This is a genomic window from Moraxella sp. 179-F 1C4 NHS, from assembly GCF_045370505.1.
In the GTDB taxonomy this organism is placed as follows: domain Bacteria; phylum Pseudomonadota; class Gammaproteobacteria; order Pseudomonadales; family Moraxellaceae; genus Faucicola; species Faucicola tetraodonis.
Window position 1 is genome coordinate 42,685 of record NZ_JBIQEC010000002.1, and the last position, 19,074, is coordinate 61,758.

The following is a 19,074-nucleotide window of genomic DNA, read 5'->3' on the forward strand; positions in this document are numbered from 1 at the left end:
ACAATGAGATTGCTGGAGCTGTTATTTCCCTCTGCAAAATCTAGGGCTAGTATAGCAAAAACTGAGGATGCCTCACAAATTTCACTCAAGCGGATTAAAGAGCCGCTCACCAGCACCTTTTTCCTGCCCAATCTGAGCGAAAAACAGACCATCAAACTGTGGGCAAGCTATATCGCGTTTTATTCACTGGTTTCGATTGTAACGCTGTTAACTTTTACCCATGATATCAGTTTGATTATCCGTCATAGCATTGAAACGGTGGTGATTACTAGCTTAGTTGTGACGGGTGAAATGGTTTTTGTGGCGAATTCTGCCAAAAAATTCAGAGAATTTAATTGGCGTTCAAAACAAATCACCGCCTATCTGCTATCGACCTCGTTTATTATCGTGCCGGTACTGAGTTTGCTAGGTCGGTTGCTGTTATTTTTCACACTGGGCTATGAAGTCAGTTTAAATACGCTGATACTAGAAACCCTGGTGAATACTTTATGTGCCTTTTTGATGATAGCGGTGCTGCTCACCTTTTTTGAGATACAGTACCAAAATATTCGCCGCGCTGAACTGCGTACCCAACAAAAACTCATTGAACAAAACGAGCAGTTAAAGGCGCGTATCACCCCGCATTTTTTCTTTAATCTACTCAATACTATGCAATATCTGATAGAAACCGATGCGTATGAAGCCGAGAGAATGATTTGTCATATCTCAAATCTGTATCGGGTGAGCTTTGATGAGACGCGTGAGATTGCGCTCCTTGATGAGATGGCGCTATGCGAAAGCTATTTGAGCATCGAAAAATACCGTTTTGATAAAAAGCTGAAGGTAACTTGGCATTTGCCCGATGAAGATTTGCTCTATGACATGGTGATTACCTCGTTATCGCTACAAATAGTGATTGAAAAACTGATCGTACTGATTGTTGAAAACAGCACCGACCCCATTCACATTATTATTAGTATCGATTGGCAAAACGATGTTGTCAAAATTGATATCGAAATTGAGCTGCCAGCCACGACATATCAGCTGATTTGTCACGATATTCACCAAAAACTGCAGTTTAATAGCCAAGTGGCAATTTTGCGTCAGTATTTTGGTCATGAAGCCAGCATTCACTTTGAATTATCTGGACATTTGTTAGTGACTCAAATTCGTTATCCCCTCAAAGATGTCGCAGCTTTTTAGCCCATTTATTTTGTTAGTCGGAATTGGCATAAAAAAGTCACCAATCTAACGCGGCATTTTACATTTTATTTAACAAACTATGATATATTAGCATCTACTTAATAAAATGCGTTTATTAGTTTATCTAATCAGTTAAGCGCTATTTTATAAGGGTTTGATTGCTCACAAAGAGGTTGTGTTGGATTTGGCATAAGATTTTGAAGTACGTAAGATTTGTAGGGTTAAAGGCATGTGTTTTTGACCTCAAAGGAGCAAAGGAGTAAACAGTGAGAATTGTGATCTGTGACGATGAGCCACTAGCCCGAGAGAGGTTGGCGCGTATCGTAAGAGAAGAGGGACATGAAGTAATTGCCCTGGCAGCCACAGGTATGGAGGCCATTGCAAAAGTCAAAGAACTCGCACCCGATGTAATTTTGTTAGACATTCGGATGCCAGGAATGGATGGTATCCGCTGCGCCCAAGAGCTCAATGAGCTTAATAATGCGCCCGCCATTATTTTTGTGACCGCGTATGACCATTACGCGATTGCCGCATTCAAAGCACACGCGGTTGGCTATTTGCTAAAGCCTGCCAACAAAGAAGAAGTGTTACAGGCGCTAGCGAGAGCATCAACGCTTAGTAATGCACAGCTCAATGAAATCAGTCGATTAGAAGATCCGCTAGCACAGTCCAATCGTCAGCATATTGCGGCGCGTACCCATCGTGGTGTGGAGCTGATTGCGCTGCAAGATATTTATTACTTTACGGCTGACCAAAAATACGTGCAAATCCGTCATAAAGGTGGCACGGTTTTAATTGATGAAACGCTCAAAGAGCTTGAACAAGAATTTGGTGATGCGTTCTTTCGTATCCATCGCAATGCATTAATCAATCTTAACTACCTAGAAATGCTTGAAGCGATTGACCAAGGCCAGTACCAAGTGTGTTTCAAAGGCTTGCCCGACAAGCTTGCCATCAGCCGCCGTCATTTACCATTACTACGGGATAAAATCCAATCAATGTAGCGTAGGCTTTCGTATGTTTGCGTCTACTTCAATGAGTCGTAAGAGTAATTAGCCTGACATTTTGCTATACTGTTGCCTAACTCGCTGAATTAATGACAGATACCCATCTGACAAATGCCTAGCTTAGAGAGTTAGGCATTTTTATCGAATGCTAAAAAAGATACTGCTATGACTACGTTAACCACTTTAAATATCGCCACTCGCCAAAGCCCGCTTGCATTGTGGCAAGCCGAACACATCCAAGCGCGGTTGCAAGCGCTGTACCCAAGCCTGACCGTCAATCTAGTACCGATGGTCACCCAAGGCGACAAAATCCTAGATACCCCGCTGGCCAAAATCGGCGGCAAAGGCTTATTTGTCAAAGAGCTTGAGCAAGCCTTATATGAAAAACGTGCCGATATCGCCGTGCATTCGCTCAAAGACGTACCCATGGTGCTCCCTGAAGGTCTGACGCTTGGCGCATATTGTGAGCGTGAGCAGCCAACCGATGCGTTTATATCAAATCACTATGAAAGTATAGATGCGTTGCCACAAGGCGCTAAACTTGGTACATCAAGTTTACGCCGTCAATGCCAAATTCAGCAATATCGTCCTGACTTAGAGATTATCAGCCTACGCGGCAATGTAGGCACGCGCTTATCCAAGCTAGATGCAGGTGAGTATGATGCCATTATTTTGGCAACCAGTGGCTTGACGCGTTTGGGGCTTACCGATCGTATCCGCCATGAACTCGATACGCATATCAGTCTGCCCGCGGTCGGACAAGGTGCGCTTGCCATTGAATGCCGAAGTGATGATGCCGATGTGCTGGCACTACTAGAACCGCTCAATGACGAGCCAAGCCGTCTATGCGTGATGGCAGAACGCGCCATGAATCGTCATTTACAGGGTGGTTGCCAAGTGCCGATTGCAGGCTTTGCTACCATTCAAGATGGACAAATTTATTTAAAGGGTCGGGTCGGCAGTGTAGATGGTAAAACCTTGTTAAAAGCAGAGCATCATAACGCGTTAGTTGATGACGCAAGGGAGTCTGAGCAAATTGCTGAAGCCATGGGCGTGGTGGTGGCTGAAGCGCTCATTGCACAAGGTGCGGACAAAATCTTGGCGCAGATTTATCAAGACCGCTGATATTGAACGATACGCATAGCCATGCAATTTATCAATACCAGACCTGATCAGAGAGCCAAGACGCTAAGCCTATTTTTGCGTCAGCATGGCGTTACAGTGATTGACCTGCCGCTGTTGACGTTGGTAGAAAAGCCGATGACAGTGGCAGAGCAGGCAGGTTTACAATCGATTGACCGTTATCAAGTGGTGGTGCTAGTCAGCGAAGCGGCAGTAAAGTATGGCTTAGCGAGGCTTGCTACCTTAGTCAAGCTAACGGAATTGTCCAAAAAGATTACATGGGTGGCGGTGGGTGACAAAACCGCAAATTACTTTAACCAAACCTGGCAGCAGCTCACAGAGTTGCCACCACCTACCATTATTTTTCCTGATGAAAAACGCGCGCAAAACAATGAAGGGCTATTGAATTTGCCGGTAATCCAAGCGCTTGGTAAAGGCGATTATTTGCAGGTATGGCGCGGCATCGGCGGACGAGAATTATTGGCAGATACATTGGCGGCAAAAGATGTGCAAGTACATTTGCTAAACTTGTACCAACGGGTTCTACCAAGCACAACCACCCAAACATTTGCGATTTGGCAACAAACGCAGAGCCACAACCAACCCATCATTGTACTCATCTCAAGTTTGACCGCCTGGCAAAACTGGCAACAACTAACAGCAGGTACTGAAATGGTTGCTAGTTGTTATTATTTGGTATTGCAGTCGCGTATTGCAGAGCAAATGTTATTACAGCACGCTAATCTTAACATAACTATCATCCCTGACTTAATGCCTGCGACGATTCTACAAGCATTAACTACTCACCAATAGCTGCATGGCTTTCGGTTTTGCCAAACTATTTATCTGCGTATTTTTCACCCAAGACAACGACTGCATCGCTTGTTGCAATTTTTTAGTCAATTTTTCACGTTGCTCGGCGTTCAACGAAATCGTTAAGGGAGTCAAAAACCAATGAAAATGGGTAAGGCTATGTTTGACAGTATCAGTACTATCTAAGTTAACCTGCTCGATATTTAGCAGCTGCTCGGCTTGTAAGAACGCAAAAATAATCTGCTCAGCCGTGTTGTATTCGGCTTCAAACGTCGCTTCTTGCTGCCAGGTTGCCAGTAGCGGCGCGACTGTATTTTTTGCCCCCTGTTGTTTTTTGACAAAGGCCAATGGTAAACACCACAGTCCACCCCAAATCCCAGTGTCAGGACGTTGTAGCCACAAGGTTTTGCCATCGCAAACCAGCTTTAACGCTAGCGAAAACTTAGACGGATTGGGCGATTTTTTACTTTTTACTGGATAAAAACTTTGCTTACCTTGGGCGTTTGCCACGCAGTCGGCTTGCACGGGACACAGTAGGCAGGCAGGTTTGGCTTTGGTGCATAGCGTCGCCCCCATATCCATCATCGCTTGCGCATAGTGCCCACTGTCACGGGTCGGTGTTAGGCGCTCGGCGAGTTGCCAAAGCGCTTTGGTGGTGGCAGTTTTGGTGATATCGCCGTCAATGCCAGCCCAGCGGGTCAGCACACGTTTGACATTACCATCGCAAATCACCCCCCTTTCACCGCCATATTGGTCAGCTCTGACACCCATCGCCACAATCGCGCCTGCCGTAGATTGACCCACGCCTGAAATCTGCTCCCAGTGAGCAACCGTTTGCGGAAATTTGCCAGTTTGCTCGATGATATCCACCAGCTGCTTGGCACCTTTATGCAGATTGCGCGCACGCGCATAGTAACCCAGTCCTGCCCAGTGCTCAGCGACTTGCTCCCAAGATGCGCTTGCCAAATCCTGCACGGTGGGAAAACTTACCATAAATCGCTCAAAATAAGGAATTACCGTCGCCACTTGGGTCTGCTGTAGCATGATTTCAGATAACCACACCGGGTAGGGGTCTGGCGTGTCAAGCTGATGCTGCTGCCACGGCAGATCATGACGCCCGCTATGGTCAAACCAGGTCAAAATACGCGGTGCAAAACTATCAAGCTCTATTTCGGTATGTGTTTCGGTATGCGCTTCGGTATGACTGTGGCTTAAGTGCTGATTAGGAATTTGCATCGTTGAGGGGTTTGTATTCGGATGTGCGTTCAAAATTCACCATCGGGTTAATATCGTGATAGCTATATAAGACTTTCTAGTTAGGATTCAATACTGACTGATAAGATGGCTAAAAATCTTGACTAAAACTAGGACATAGACATAAAAAAAGCAATATCATGAGGGATATTGCTTTTGGGGCTAACGATGCAGCGGCTGTATGTTATACAAGATTGTCTTGCATAAACGCAATCATTTCATCCCAGCTGGCTTTTGCGGCATCTGCATCATAGCCCAAATCCACGCCATTTTCTTCGGCGCGTTTGTCGGCATTAGGATTGGTAAAGCCGTGTTTGGCGCCTTCGTACACATCGACTGTGTATTCAACATCGGCGTTATCCAACTCTTTTTTCAGCCCTTCAATCGCATCCATCGACACCATGCTATCGGCTTCACCATGTGCGACCAATACTTTGGCGGTGAACTTGCCTTTTTGTGCCGGTTGTTTTGGGGCAGGGTTGCCGTGGAAAGTCGCCACTGCTTTGAGCGGGAAACCTTCACGCGCCATGTCTAGGGCGATTTTGCCGCCAAAGCAAAAACCAATTGCGCCAAGACGGTTTGTGTCAACAGCTTCAAGGTCAGTAAAGTCATCCATAATGAGTTTACAGCGCGCCATCAACATGTCTTGGTCGGCGAGCATTTGGCTCATCCATTCATTGGCTTGGGCGGCATCTGTGGTCAGTTTACCTTCGCCATACACATCCATGGCGACGGCAGCAAAACCCGCTTCGGCTAAACGCTCAGTGACTTTTTGTGGGTGCTCAACCACGCCCCACCATTCAGGCGCCACCAAAATCGCTGGGGCAGGATTGTCGTGGCTCGCTGATTCTGGTAGACAGACATAGCTTTTGAGCTCCACGCCATCGGTGGTGGTAGATTCGAGTTGTAAAATTTGAATTGGCATCATGGATCCTTATGTTATGGTAAATATATGATTGGTTGCTATTGTTATAAGACACTGGCGTTATAAAAACGCTGGATTCATACGCTAATGAGAGCGTGGCAAGTCAGTGCAACGGTTAATATAGGCACTACTGTATACTGAAATCATCGTATTTTCCGTTATAATACTGTCACTGTTTTATACAAGCCGAAAGTTGGAAACATAATGAGCCAATCTGTTACCTTACGCCCGCAATTTTGGGAGCGATTTTCGTTAGAACAATTGACCCAAGCTGAATGGGAAGCCTTGTGCGATGGCTGTGGGGCGTGTTGTTTGATTAAATTTAAAGACGATGACACCGATGAAGTTGAATACAGTGATGTCGCCTGTCGACTGCTTGATTGTACCACAGGGGCTTGCCAGCATTATCCAACAAGGCGCGACTATGTGCCCGACTGCATCAGCCTAACCATCGATAACGTTGGCGAGATGTATTGGCTACCGGCAAGCTGTGCCTACAAGCGCTTGTACTACGGGCAACCACTGCCAAGCTGGCATTTATTACTTACTCAAGATGCCGCCGTGACACAAACTATGATGCGGCAAAAAAATATCAGCGTGGCGGGACGCTGTCAGTCTGAAACAGAAGTTTCTGAGCTAGAGCAGGAAGAACGGGTGATTCATTGGATTCGCCAATAGTGCTTGGCTATTCGAGACTTTACTAGCACCGAGCAAGCTGATGAGTGAGTAAAATTAGCCAATTAATACAATAAAATTAAGAAAAATACCATTGCAATCATCATGGGCTTAAGGTAAGGTAAAAAAATCTTTCGCCATATGAGGGTCTCGTCGGCTATGTCAGACGACAATTCGAGTTCACACCTGTCAAACAAACAGCAAGGCAGTAGCTGGTCACGCGGTCTAAAACGCTGGCTATCCACCGCCCCTGAAACCCGTGATGAACTAGTCAAATTGGTACATGATTCGCGTCGATTTTTGGCGCCCGACACCGTCGATATGTTAGAGGGCGTGCTAGATTTACCCGCCATTCAAGTGCGAGAAATCATGACCCCTGTCAGCCACGTTGCAGGCATCACCCAGCACCAAAACTTGCAAGATATCATGTCGCTCTATATGGAAACCGCCCACTCGCGTTATCCTGTATTTATCGATGACAACAAAGACACAGTGATGGGTATCTTACTTGCCAAAGATTTGATTCCGTTTTTGGTCGCCAAGGCGCAAGGTCAAAACATTGACCATTTCAATCTTGAGGCAATTGTACGTCAGCCAATTTATATCAGTGAAACTGCGCGTTCTGACAACCTGCTGCGTCTATTTCAAAAAAATCAAATTCATATGGCAATCGTCATCGATGAGTTTGGGGTGGCATCAGGCGTGGTGACGATGGAAGACTTACTCGAGGAAATTGTCGGTGATATCATCGATGAGCATGACGATATCGAAGAAGATACCGATATCAATCATATAGTGCCTGTACCCAACCAGCTTGACACATGGATTGTGCAATCCATCACCTCAGTCTCAGACTGTAATGAACAGCTAGGTACCCATTTTGATAGTGAGGATGTCACTAGTATGGGCGGACTGGTCATGCAAGAGCTTGGCGAAGTCAATGAGGTGTTGGGTCAAACCGTCTTTATTGACGATTGTCGTTTGACGGTATTGTCAGCAGATGGTCGATTTATCCAAGAAATTGAACTGGTTAAAGGGTATAATCAGCTCGACGATTAGTCCAATTACTTATGTTTGCAAAACCGTTTAACCCTAAAGGCAATACCCGCCAATGCGTCTTACTACCCAGTCCCTAAAAAAGCAACTTTCTGTACAATCTCATCACGATAGTGCCAAATCTGCAAATACCAAACAGCCGCTGTTACCTAAACTGGTGCTGGCTTGGCTTGCGGGTGCAGCATTTATCTTTGCGTTAGCGCCTTACAATTTTTGGATAGTGGCACTGTTGTCGCCACTGGTGCTGTATTGGCTATTATTGCCCCCAATGTCAAATTGGCGGGCGTTTTGGCTCGGTGAAATGTATGGTATGGGATTGTGGAGCGTGGGCGCGTTTTGGTTGTTTACCTCCATTCATACCTATGGTGATACCCCTACCTTGTTAGCCTTGCTGATGATTGGTTTTGTTGGCTTAGGAATGGGATTGTTTCATGGTGCCTTGGCGGTCATTTTTAACCGCTTTGTGGCAAAACAGCCGCTAAGCTTTGCATCATTATGGGTGGTACAAGAGTGGTTAAAAACCTGGCTATTTACAGGTTTTCCTTGGCTATTTGTGGGCTATGCTTATACAGCGCAACCTTGGCTGACGAGCCTTGCCCCAATTTTTGGGGTGTTGGCGCTGAGCTTTGTATCAGTGTTCGCCTCAGCCAGTCTGGTGGAAGCGGCGCGAAAAAAATACCGTTTTTTAATTCCCTCATCTGTGATGTTACTGGCAAGCGTGGCGCTGTGGCTTATTGCCCCGCAATGGACGACCCCCAAAGGCACACCAAATCTGAAAGTCTCTTTAGTGCAAGGCAATATTCCGCAGGACTTAAAATGGCTGCAAGAATACCAAATCCAAACGCTGGGTATCTATGCAGGTTTAAGTAAAACGGAATGGGGTCAGGACATTATCTTATGGCCAGAGTCGTCAATTCCGATGTTTCAAACCGACGCCATGCCCTTTATCAGCCAAATTGCTGCCCAAGCCCGCGAAAGCAATAGCGCATGGCTCACCGGTATTCCGTATGTGGATGTCAATGAATACGACCCAAAAGTTGATAAGTACGAGCCATTTTACAACAGTGTGATTGCTTTGGGCGCCGATGCCAAAGGCTTATACAAGAAACAAAATTTGGTACCCGTGGGCGAATATATCCCGTTTGAAGGCATGTTAGATTGGGCATTACCAAACTTGATGGGCGGCACCATGAGTTTTCGCAGTGGGTCTGCGCACCAAGCGCCCTTGCAAGTCAAAAACCACCCAGTCGGGGTGGCGATTTGTTATGAAGTCGCCTATCCTGATACCACCCGCCGCAATGCCAAAAATACCGACTTTTTATTGACCGTATCCAATGATGCTTGGTTTGGCACATCGGCAGGTCCATTACAGCATCTACAAATGGTGCAAATGCGCTCGATTGAAACCGGTCGCTGGTTTATGCGCGCGACCAATACTGGCGTGACCGCCATTATCAATGATAAAGGCAATATTGTTGCCAAAGCGCCAGCCTTTGAACGCACAGTGCTACGGGGTGAGATCCAATCGCGCGTTGGTAATACGCCATTTATGCGCTGGGGTAGTTACCCTATCTTAGCACTGGCAGCGCTATTGCTACTGATTAGTTGGCTGGTTCGTAAAACACGTTAAAAACCTTAGATGCAGTAAGGTTTTGTCACCAATTGCAAAAATTTAGTATATAATGGTTACAAAGTTCCGTATAATAGTTATAAATTAGATTTGAATTCATTTAGATTCAACAACTCTTGCCCCAATGATTTACAGTGAGGTTTACGATGGCTCATCATGAAGTCGTGGAAAACAATGTCAAAAAAGAACTTAGTTATTCTTTAATTGGCGTTTTAGCGTTTCTAGGCGTGGTTTTATTAATCCTTATTTCAGCAATTGTTCGCCCCGCTGGTAACCATGTCGACGTTGCAAAACTCAATGCTGAAGTGGAAGCCAAAGCTGCTGCATCTGCTGCTGCCGCTGCCAAACCAGCAGGTTCGACGCCTGCGGCAACCTCACCTGCGGCGGGTGAAACCACCACCGCCACTGCCAATGCAGACACCGCAACAGGTCCAAATGCCACGGTTGCCAGCCCAGATAATGCCTCGATGACGCCATCTTCTGCACCAACGGCTACTGCAAAAACATCGACCATTGAAGCGCGTAATGCCTCAACGGCTGAAGCCAAAGCAGAGATTAAAGCCAAAACAGGTGAAACCCCAAATATCGCACCACCTGTTGCCTCAGCGGTCAAATCTCAAGAACAATCAAAATAAAACATCAATATCTAAATAAAAAACCACAGATACATAAAAAAACCACGTTAGATAACGTGGTTTTTTTGTGCGCTAAGTCGCCATTGTCAAGCTTAAGCTTTTTGGTAAGTGACAAACTGATAACTCAACCCGCTTTGCTCATCCGTGAATTTTTCACTTTCTGATGTTTTGACAAAATCACTGGTAATCTCTGGATAAAACGCCGCTGCATTGTCAATCACAGTATCGACATGGGTGATTTCTAAGCGATCACTAAACAGTAGGGCTTGTTGAAAAACTTTCTCGCCACCAATTACCCAAATCGTTTGCAAACCTTTACCATGCGCGAGCGATGAGGCTTGGGTCAGTGCGTCATCTAGGTTGTGCATCACAATGACGGCATCATCATCCACTTGGTAATCCAAATTGGTGGTAATCACAAAATTGGTACGGTTGGGCAAGGGTTTTGCGCCCATGGATTCAAAGGTCTTGCGACCCATAATCACGATACCGCCATTGGTATGTTTTTTAAAATGTTTCAAGTCCTCAGAGATGTGCCAAGGTAATTGATTGTCTTTGCCAATGGCGCGGTTTTGGCTCATCGCCACGATTTGGGCGACTTCCACATTAGAATAACTCATGATTTATCCTTATTGTTGTGAGTTTTGGTATTGGGCTGCAAGCTTATACAGAGACTTCAGCCTTAATTGTGGCATGGCTTTGATAATTTTTAATTTTTATATCGTTAAAATCAAAGGCAAAAATGTCAGTAATGTCAGGGTTGAGCCAAAGCTCGGGTAGGGCAAACGGCTCACGACTAAGCTGCTCATGCACTTGCTGTAAATGATTGTTATAGATATGACAATCGCCGCCCGTCCACACAAACTCACTGACGCCAAGCCCCGTCACATGGGCTATCATATGGGTTAGCAAGGCATAGCTGGCGATGTTAAAAGGTACACCCAAAAACAAATCCGCCGAGCGTTGGTACAACTGACAAGATAATTTGCCATCGGCGACAAAAAACTGAAACAGGGTATGACAAGGGGGCAAGGCCACTTCGTTGGCCTCCAAAGGATTCCAACCAGAGACAATCAAACGGCGCGAGTTTGGGTTGTTTTTGATTTCATTGACCACCCAGCTGATTTGGTCAAAACCGTCTGAATGGTAGCTGCCGTCCGCTTTTTTGCTTGCCCCGAAGTTGCGCCACTGGTGTCCGTATACCGCGCCAAGTTCGCCTTCAGGCTTGCCAAAGCGAGCTGTTTGCTCGGCGGTTGCCCATTCATTCCAAATGCGTACCCCATTGTCCTGCAAGTATTGGACATGGGTATCGCCTTTTAAAAACCAAAGCAGCTCATAAATCACGCTTTTGGTATGGATTTTTTTGGTGGTGAGTAGTGGAAAACCCTCATTCAAATCAAACCGCATCTGCGCGCCAAAATAGCTGATGGTACCCGTGCCCGTACGGTCGCCTTTTTGTATGCCGTTATCTAGCACCAGTTTAAGTAAATCCAAATAGGCTTGTTCATTTTTTGACGTAATCATGGGTGATGAGTTCCTTGGTTAGTTTTCTTTGTTAGTCCACATTCTTTTGATGGCCCCAATCATAGATTTGGTTTTTATACGCCCAAATCAATAAAACCAAACCACCGATAATCATCGGTAGGCTTAACATTTGCCCTTTTGTCATCCACCCTAATAAAATAAAACCTTGGTCAGCATCAGGTTGGCGGAAGAATTCGGTAATAAAACGTGCAATACCGTAGCCCATCACGAATAAGCCACTAACCGCCATACGCGGACGCGGCCGGCTGGCAAACCACCAAACCAACACAAACAGTACCACCCCTTCGGTAAAAGCTTGATACAGCTGTGAGGGATGGCGGGGGAGTAACAAATAATTGTTGCCATCAATCATAAAGGTTTGCGCAAGGCTTTGCAGGGCAGGGGTTTGTTTGAGCAGCTCATTGTCTTCATTAACCGCTTGCGGGAACAGCATCAGCCAGTTGTAACCACCGTCAGATACTCGACCCCACAATTCGCCATTGATAAAATTGCCAATACGCCCAAACAGCAGTCCGGTTGGCACGCAGGGAATAATAAAATCTAGCACATTCCAAATGTTCTTTTGATATTTGCGGGCAAAAAATAGCATTGCGATGGCGACACCCAAAAATCCCCCATGAAACGACATGCCGCCTTGGTTGATTTTGAACAAATACATCGGATTGGCTAAAAATTCGCTCAATTGATAAAACAGCACATAGCCGATACGACCGCCTAGAATCACGCCCATCGCCCCATAAAATACCAGGTCAGCGACCATGTCGGCATTCCAGTCTGGGCGTGACTTAGTGCGATACCAAGCCAACGCATAAGCGGCAGCAAAAGCCAGTAAATACATCAGCCCGTACCAGTGGGCTTGGATAGGTCCCAAATGCAGAGCGACAGGATCCCATTGCGGGTGAGTTAAAATTAGTGGAAACATGGCAATTTAGTCATTATCGAAAATGCCAATATCATAGCAGTTTTGGCTAGTTTGGGCTATTTTTTGCTGTGCCCTTTTAGTTATTACCAACGGCTATCGTTCTCACAAGGCTCGCCATTACAAGCGCATTTCAATGCCTTGCTGTGCCATAAACTGCTTGGCTTCCCCCACGGTATATTCGCCAAAATGGAAAATACTCGCCGCTAGTACCGCATCAACACCGCCTTGCAGCACCCCATCTGCCAAGTGTTGCAAATTACCGACGCCACCCGAGGCAATCACTGGCACATTTACGCTATCTGTAATGCGCTTCATCAGGGCGATATCATAGCCGTTTTTGGTACCATCTGAATCCATCGAGGTCACAAGCAGTTCACCGGCCCCAAACCCTGCCATTTTGACCGCCCATGCCACCGCATCAATACCAGTCGCTTTGCGTCCCCCATGGGTAAAGATTTCCCATTGATTGTCACCCACTTTTTTGGCATCAATCGCTACCACGATACACTGACTGCCAAAACGCGCTGCCGCTTCACCGACAAATTCAGGGTTAAAAATTGCCGCTGAATTAATCGATACTTTATCCGCGCCCGCGTTTAGCAAGTGACGAATGTCATCGACTTTGCGCACCCCGCCGCCCACGGTCAGCGGTACAAATACGGTCTCTGCCATGCGTTCAACCGTGTGATAGGTGGTATCGCGTCCATGATGGGTAGCGGTGATATCCAAAAAAGTGATTTCATCCGCGCCTTGTTCGTTGTAGCGCTGCGCCACTTCAACAGGGTCGCCCGCGTCTTTGATGTCGACAAATTGCACACCTTTGACCACCCGGCCATTGTCAACATCAAGGCAAGGGATAATTCGTTTTGCTAACATATTCGATTTCCTTCTATAATAGCCGTAAGTTTATCAAATTTACTTTGCCATTACCGCAGTTTTATCGGTGTGCTGCGCTTCAAGGATGCCTTATGTCTGTATATACCCAGTTGACTGACCAACAATTTAGTGATTTTTGCCAACAATTTGGCGTGGATTTTGCCAAAGCCATACCTATCACACAGGGTATCAAAAACAGTAATTGGTTTATTGAAACAACCACGGACAAAGCCGGCGAGCCGTCTTATGTGTTTACCTTGTTTGAAGAACGCAAACCGCATGAAATTCAAAAAATGGCGATTATCCTCAACCGATTAAAAGACCAGCTACCCGTAGCAGCACCGCTAGCCGCCAAAAACGGCGAGTTTTTGCTGTATTTTGACAACAAAGCCATTGTGGTGTCACCAAAACTCTCGGGCGGTCACCCGAAAGCAACCACGCCTGATATGTGCCGTCAAATGGGCGAGGCTTTAGCCGTTCTTCACCAAACCTTGCAAACCTTGACCCCTGCACAAAACTATGGCGTTGAGTTATATCCTTGGCATCTGGTGCGTGACCGTGAAACCAAGTTTATGCCAAGCGATGAAGCCAAACTGATGAATGATATTTGGCAAGCGTACGAAACCGTAGCGAGCAAAAATTTGCCAACAGGTTTATGTCATTTGGACATGTTTGCCGATAACACGCTGTGGGATTTTAGTGATGAAACCCAGCCAATACTCACAGGTTTGCTTGATTTTACCGAAGTCAGTGTTGAACATTTTGTGATGGATGTGGCGATTACCATTAATGATTTTTGCACCACTTGGGGTAACGCCAATGATGGCGAAGCGGTGAATTTTGATGACGCCAAAATGCAAGCGTTTTTACAAGGCTACGAGAGCAAACGCGCTTTGAGCGATGATGAGAAAAAGGCATTGCCAGTTATGCTTGCTATGGCGGGCGTGACGTTTTGGCTGCTGCGTTTGAATGTGATTTATTATAACCGTCAGCAAGGTCGCACGGGCGATAATATTATGGTGAAAAATCCTGATTTGATGAAACGCCTAGCCAGCTTTCATTGGGCGAGCGTGAAATAAGGATATTCAATGTTTCTTGTGTATGTGGATGAAAGCGGTGATACTGGCTTGGTAAATAGTCCATCGAATTATTTTTGTTTAAGTGCTATCGTAGTTCATGAAAGTCATTGGCAAACCACGTTAAATTCAGTGATTGGCTTTAGAAAAGAACTGAGAGCAAGCTATGGTTTTAAATTACGAGAAGAAATTCACTGTTCTCATTTTATTCACAAACCTGGTGATTTTCAGAGAATTCCTAAGTCTTTACGGCTCAGGCTGTTACGAGATGTTATTGATTTTCAAGCAAGTTTACTTAATTATCAAATTGTGAACGTGGTGGTAAACAAAAAGAATAAATCTTTAAATAGTGATATTTTTAGCCTTGCTTGGCAAACGCTTATTCAGCGTATCGAAAATACACTTTATCATCACAATTTTATTGGTTCAAACAATGCAACTGATTCAGCTTTGTTATTTGTTGATAAAACTGATGAGATAAAATTAAGAAATTTAACCCGACGAATGAGAAGATATAATCCTGTCCCAAATAGCTTTAACTTGGGCTCAGGCTATCGTATGATGCCCACACAATGGGTAATAGAAGATGCAATTCATCGTGATTCTGCACATTCTTATTTTATTCAATTAGCCGATGTTAATGCTTATTTCTTGGGGCAGAAATTTTTTACTAATCAATATGTTAAAAAGAAAGGTGGTAGAAATTATCTTGATAGACTAATGCCAGTTTTATTAAAACAAGCAAGTAAAAGTCATCCGTTAGGCATAGTTATACGTTAAAAAGAAAAGGGTTCAGCTTTCGCCGAACCCGATGAGTCCTACTGTAGGGTCTAGCCCTAGGTCAGACTACCTATTAATAATAGCATTTTTATGATTGATTTCAATTTAATTTTACCAAAATATACATAATTCTCGGAATAGTAAAGATGAATGATACTAACAACTGGCAGAAACTTGCCGAATACCCGACCAACTTATTGGCAGAAACCCACGCCATCTATTTACAAAACAACGGCATCAACGTACAGACCCAACTCGTTGATTTGATGGGATTGAACACAGGCGGTGTGCTATGGGTTGCCCCTGAAGATGTTGAGCAAGCCAAAGCTTTGCTCGATAATATCGATGACACCTCGCAACTAGCGGATGACGACTTGTTAGCCAATAACGACTGAGCAAAATTGCAGTAGAAAGGAACCCTAATCACCATGTGCCAACTTCTGGGTATGAATTGCAACACACCCACCGATATTCATTTTAGCTTTGCGGGGTTTCGCAAGCGGGGCGGGCAGACCGATATCCATACCGATGGATTTGGTATTGTGTTTTTTGAAAAAAATCCCGACCCATCACAGGGTAATCGTAAAGCTGGAGTACGTCAATTTCACGATGACAAGCCAAGTTTCTGCTCACCGGTGGCAGATTTAGTCAATAGTTATCCGATTAAGGCGATGAATGTGATTAGCCATATTCGCAAAGCCACGCAAGGCACAAATTGCTTGGCTAATACCCACCCATTTGTCCGCGAGGTATGGGGCGAGGAATGGGCGTTTGCGCATAATGGCCAATTACAGATGGATTTTATTGACCAGCTCAGCCCTGTGCCCACCCACTATCAGCCCGTAGGTACAACCGATTCGGAGATGGCATTTTGTTATCTGCTCAATCGACTCAAATCACAGTTTAGTGAGCCGCCCAGTGACAGCGTATTATTCCAGTTTTTGACCACGATTTGTCGTGAGTTATCGGCGTTGGGCTTGTTTAATTGTCTCATTAGCAATGGCGATTGGCAGTTGGCGTATGCAGGGAGCTTGCTATTTTTTATCACCCGTAAAGCGCCATTTGGTGAGGCAAAACTCGCTGACAGTGAGCTGGCGATTGATTTTAGTGAAGTGACCTCGCAGACCGATAAAGTGACCTTGATTACCACCATTCCTTTGACGTACAACGAACACTGGCAACAGCTGTATGTGGATGAATGTTTGATGTTTCGGGATGGCGATATTTTATTTAAAGATACGCCTGATAATCCGACCCGCTTAACCATTGAAGAAGGCATTGCCATCGCCCGCAAAGTGGGGGCGAGCTTATAATATGATAAAAGTCGCTTATTCTGATATTTTTAAATATGACGTCCCCGAGCGTCACCGTTTCCCTATGCAAAAATATCCGATGATTGCGGAGCGGTTATTGGCGGAGGGTACATTGACCCAAGCCAATTTTTTTGCCCCGCAGCGATTGAGCGAAGACGAAATTCTTACCACACATACACAAAGGTACTGGCAGTATCTAAAACAGCAAACATTGCCCGCCAAAGACGCGCGCGCCATCGGCTTTGAGATGACACCAAGGCTCGTTGAGCGGGAACGGGTGATTGCCCACGGCACTTATGAATGTGCGTTATTCGCCAAACAATTCGGTGTCGCGCTCAATATCGCAGGCGGGACCCACCATGCGTTTGCCGATCATGGCGAAGGGTTCTGCGTGTTTAACGATGTGGCGGTGGCGAGTAATTTATTGTTGGCACGTGGACAGGCGAGCCAAATTCTGACCGTGGATTTGGACGTGCATCAAGGCAACGGTACAGCGCATTTGATGGCAAATGAACCTCGGGTATTTACCTTCAGTATGCATGGCGCAAAAAACTATCCGTTTCGCAAGCAAGCATCCGATTTGGATATTGATTTGCCAAACGAGACAGGCGATGAGGCGTATTTAGCAATATTAATGGAGACGCTGCCAGCACTTATCACAAAAGTGAAACCCGATATGCTGTTTTACCAGTCCGCTGTGGATGTGCTCGCCACCGATAAGCTCGGTAAACTTGCGCTCACCCGTGACGGCTGTGCCAAGCGTGATGCGTTTGTATTTAGCCAAGCGAAAGCCCATGGAATTCCAGTGGCGGTGGTGATGGGTGGTGGCTACTCAGAAAACATCGACGATGTGGTGGAAGCCCATTGCAATACCTTTCGCATAGCAAAAAGGCTGTATGAGTGAGTGTTAAGAGATAAAAAAAGCCCTGTTAGACAGAGCTTTTAAAATAAACCGTGGTTATGCTAATAAATGCACTAACACGTACGCTGATAATTAGGCTAATACTTTCTCAAGCGCTTGCTTAAAACGGCTGACTGTACCGTCGACATCTGTTAATTTATCTAACCCAAATAGCCCCAAACGGAATGTTTTAAAGCTGTCAGGTTCGCCAACTTTCAGTGGGACGCCGCCTGCAATTTGTAAGCCTTGGGCTGCAAATGCTGCACCTTTGTGCATATCATCACGCTCAGTATAGACCACAATCACACCGGGCGCTTGGTAGCCTGCTGCTGCGACGCTGATAATATTATGTTGATTGAGGACAGAGAGCACTTTTTGACCCAATTCAAATTGGGCACTTTTGAGTTTATCAAGTCCAATCGCTTCGGCTTCTTTGACGGTATCGCGGAATTTGGTCAGCCCATCGGTTGGCATTGTCGCATGATACGCATGACCGCCATTTTCATAAGCGCGCATGATAGTGAGCCACTGTTTGAGATCCAGCCCAAAACTGGTTGATTCGGTGGCTTCCACTTTGGCAACCGCTTGTTCATTCATCATCACTAGCCCCGCACATGGCGTGCTTGACCAGCCTTTTTGTGGCGCAGAGATGAGTACGTCAATGCCCAACGCTTTCATATCAAGCCATGCACAGCCTGACGCGATACAGTCAATGACCAGTAAACCACCGACACTATGCACCGCATCGGCAAGTTGTTTGATGTAGTCATCAGGCAGCATCAAGCCTGCCGCGGTTTCGACATGCGGGGCAAATACCACCGCGGGTTTTTTGGATTGAATCTCAGCGACAGCCGTTTCGATTGCCACTGGCTCAAACTGCTGTTGTTGCCCAATTGAATCGCTGTTGTCACCGATGTGTGCGGTCAGGACGGTCACGTCATCCGTGATACGACCTTTCTCAAGGATTTGCGTCCAGCGAAAACTAAAAAAGCCGTTGCGGATGATGAGCACTGTTTGGTCAGTGGCAAGCTGGCGCGCAACCGCTTCCATACCGTAACTCCCTGTACCGGGTACGATTGCCACCGCATCGGCGTTGTACACATTTTTTAAACTTGTAGACAAATCATTCATCACGGTTTGGAATTTTTTGGACATGTGATTGAGCGAGCGGTCGGTGTAGACCACGGAGTATTCTAATAAACCGTCTGGATCAATATCTTGGCGTAGGGCTGGCATGGGACTCTCCTTTAATATCGTTGTCTTTATCGCAAAATCGCAAATAAAATTAGTCTAGCAAAAAAGCCCTTTTAAAAAACAAAAAAATTGTAGAGCGGTTGTTAAAGTTTTTGTTATCAATGGCGC

Annotated in this window: 20 protein-coding genes; 13 read left to right on the forward strand and 7 right to left on the reverse strand. The window is 45.7% G+C overall.

What is annotated here, in order from left to right; translation table 11 throughout:
• The first annotated feature begins 3 nt into the window (after positions 1 to 3).
• From ACH0AB_RS01210 to ACH0AB_RS01225, 4 genes are all read left to right on the forward strand, one after another.
• Positions 4 to 1,182 (forward strand): histidine kinase, encoded by a 1,179-nt coding sequence (locus ACH0AB_RS01210; RefSeq protein ID WP_406876850.1) that lies wholly within the window; start codon positions 4 to 6, stop codon positions 1,180 to 1,182.
• A gap of 266 nt (positions 1,183 to 1,448) precedes the next feature.
• Positions 1,449 to 2,186 (forward strand): LytR/AlgR family response regulator transcription factor, encoded by a 738-nt coding sequence (locus tag ACH0AB_RS01215; RefSeq protein WP_007115157.1) that lies wholly within the window; start codon positions 1,449 to 1,451, stop codon positions 2,184 to 2,186.
• 168 nt (positions 2,187 to 2,354) lie between these two features.
• Positions 2,355 to 3,314: a hydroxymethylbilane synthase gene (gene hemC, locus ACH0AB_RS01220; protein WP_406876851.1), complete on the forward strand. Its 960-nt coding sequence runs from the start codon at positions 2,355 to 2,357 to the stop codon at positions 3,312 to 3,314.
• 21 nt (positions 3,315 to 3,335) lie between these two features.
• Positions 3,336 to 4,124: a uroporphyrinogen-III synthase gene (locus tag ACH0AB_RS01225; protein WP_406876852.1), complete on the forward strand. Its 789-nt coding sequence runs from the start codon at positions 3,336 to 3,338 to the stop codon at positions 4,122 to 4,124.
• Here ACH0AB_RS01225 and mutY read toward each other — a convergent pair.
• Together mutY and ACH0AB_RS01235 are read right to left on the reverse strand one after the other, a co-directional pair.
• The gene (gene mutY / locus ACH0AB_RS01230) at positions 4,107 to 5,360 is read right to left on the reverse strand and encodes an A/G-specific adenine glycosylase (protein WP_406876939.1); all 1,254 of its coding nucleotides are present in this window, start codon (positions 5,358 to 5,360) and stop codon (positions 4,107 to 4,109) included. The two genes, ACH0AB_RS01225 and mutY, sit on opposite strands and share 18 nt — an antisense overlap.
• Before the next feature lie 202 nt (positions 5,361 to 5,562).
• Positions 5,563 to 6,303 carry a dienelactone hydrolase family protein gene (locus tag ACH0AB_RS01235; RefSeq protein WP_406876853.1) on the reverse strand — a complete coding sequence of 247 codons (741 nt, stop codon included), beginning with the start codon at positions 6,301 to 6,303 and terminating at the stop codon, positions 5,563 to 5,565.
• 204 nt (positions 6,304 to 6,507) lie between these two features.
• On the opposite strand from ACH0AB_RS01235, the gene ACH0AB_RS01240 reads away from it, so the two are divergent.
• From ACH0AB_RS01240 to ACH0AB_RS01255, 4 genes are all read left to right on the forward strand, one after another.
• Positions 6,508 to 6,981, forward strand: coding sequence for a YcgN family cysteine cluster protein (locus tag ACH0AB_RS01240; protein ID WP_144918428.1), 474 nt, complete (start codon positions 6,508 to 6,510; stop codon positions 6,979 to 6,981).
• 156 nt (positions 6,982 to 7,137) lie between these two features.
• Positions 7,138 to 8,037: a CBS domain-containing protein gene (locus tag ACH0AB_RS01245; RefSeq protein WP_007115151.1), complete on the forward strand. Its 900-nt coding sequence runs from the start codon at positions 7,138 to 7,140 to the stop codon at positions 8,035 to 8,037.
• A 52-nt stretch (positions 8,038 to 8,089) separates the two neighbouring features.
• Positions 8,090 to 9,664, forward strand: a complete 1,575-nt coding sequence (lnt, locus tag ACH0AB_RS01250; protein ID WP_406876855.1) for an apolipoprotein N-acyltransferase — start codon at positions 8,090 to 8,092, stop codon at positions 9,662 to 9,664.
• Positions 9,665 to 9,810: 146 nt separating this feature from the next.
• Positions 9,811 to 10,299 (forward strand): hypothetical protein, encoded by a 489-nt coding sequence (locus ACH0AB_RS01255; RefSeq protein ID WP_159676776.1) that lies wholly within the window; start codon positions 9,811 to 9,813, stop codon positions 10,297 to 10,299.
• A gap of 92 nt (positions 10,300 to 10,391) precedes the next feature.
• On the opposite strand, the gene ACH0AB_RS01260 is transcribed toward ACH0AB_RS01255, so the two are convergent.
• The 4 genes from ACH0AB_RS01260 to hisF all read right to left on the reverse strand — a co-directional run bounded on the left by ACH0AB_RS01260 (position 10,392) and on the right by hisF (position 13,642).
• Positions 10,392 to 10,919 carry a dihydrofolate reductase gene (locus tag ACH0AB_RS01260; RefSeq protein ID WP_406876857.1) on the reverse strand — a complete coding sequence of 176 codons (528 nt, stop codon included), beginning with the start codon at positions 10,917 to 10,919 and terminating at the stop codon, positions 10,392 to 10,394.
• Between the two features lie 43 nt (positions 10,920 to 10,962).
• Positions 10,963 to 11,823 carry a thymidylate synthase gene (locus ACH0AB_RS01265; protein ID WP_406876858.1) on the reverse strand — a complete coding sequence of 287 codons (861 nt, stop codon included), beginning with the start codon at positions 11,821 to 11,823 and terminating at the stop codon, positions 10,963 to 10,965.
• A gap of 31 nt (positions 11,824 to 11,854) precedes the next feature.
• Positions 11,855 to 12,754, reverse strand: coding sequence for a prolipoprotein diacylglyceryl transferase (lgt, locus tag ACH0AB_RS01270; RefSeq protein ID WP_159375765.1), 900 nt, complete (start codon positions 12,752 to 12,754; stop codon positions 11,855 to 11,857).
• A 129-nt stretch (positions 12,755 to 12,883) separates the two neighbouring features.
• On the reverse strand, positions 12,884 to 13,642 hold the full coding sequence (gene hisF, locus ACH0AB_RS01275) for an imidazole glycerol phosphate synthase subunit HisF (protein WP_036600629.1): 759 nt from the start codon (positions 13,640 to 13,642) through the stop codon (positions 12,884 to 12,886).
• Between the two features lie 92 nt (positions 13,643 to 13,734).
• Between hisF and ACH0AB_RS01280 the strand changes: the two genes are divergently transcribed.
• From ACH0AB_RS01280 to ACH0AB_RS01300, 5 genes are all read left to right on the forward strand, one after another.
• A complete protein-coding gene (locus ACH0AB_RS01280; RefSeq protein ID WP_406876859.1) occupies positions 13,735 to 14,721 on the forward strand; it encodes a homoserine kinase in 987 nt (328 codons plus the stop codon).
• Positions 14,722 to 14,730: 9 nt separating this feature from the next.
• Positions 14,731 to 15,498: a DUF3800 domain-containing protein gene (locus tag ACH0AB_RS01285; protein ID WP_062333511.1), complete on the forward strand. Its 768-nt coding sequence runs from the start codon at positions 14,731 to 14,733 to the stop codon at positions 15,496 to 15,498.
• 146 nt (positions 15,499 to 15,644) lie between these two features.
• Positions 15,645 to 15,893, forward strand: coding sequence for a hypothetical protein (locus ACH0AB_RS01290; RefSeq protein ID WP_309596952.1), 249 nt, complete (start codon positions 15,645 to 15,647; stop codon positions 15,891 to 15,893).
• Between the two features lie 33 nt (positions 15,894 to 15,926).
• Positions 15,927 to 16,811: a class II glutamine amidotransferase gene (locus ACH0AB_RS01295; protein WP_406876860.1), complete on the forward strand. Its 885-nt coding sequence runs from the start codon at positions 15,927 to 15,929 to the stop codon at positions 16,809 to 16,811.
• A 1-nt stretch (position 16,812) separates the two neighbouring features.
• Positions 16,813 to 17,715: a histone deacetylase family protein gene (locus tag ACH0AB_RS01300; RefSeq protein ID WP_406876862.1), complete on the forward strand. Its 903-nt coding sequence runs from the start codon at positions 16,813 to 16,815 to the stop codon at positions 17,713 to 17,715.
• 90 nt (positions 17,716 to 17,805) lie between these two features.
• Here ACH0AB_RS01300 and ACH0AB_RS01305 read toward each other — a convergent pair whose 3' ends face one another.
• Positions 17,806 to 18,948 (reverse strand): aminotransferase class V-fold PLP-dependent enzyme, encoded by a 1,143-nt coding sequence (locus ACH0AB_RS01305; RefSeq protein ID WP_406876863.1) that lies wholly within the window; start codon positions 18,946 to 18,948, stop codon positions 17,806 to 17,808.
• Positions 18,949 to 19,074 lie beyond the last annotated feature (126 nt).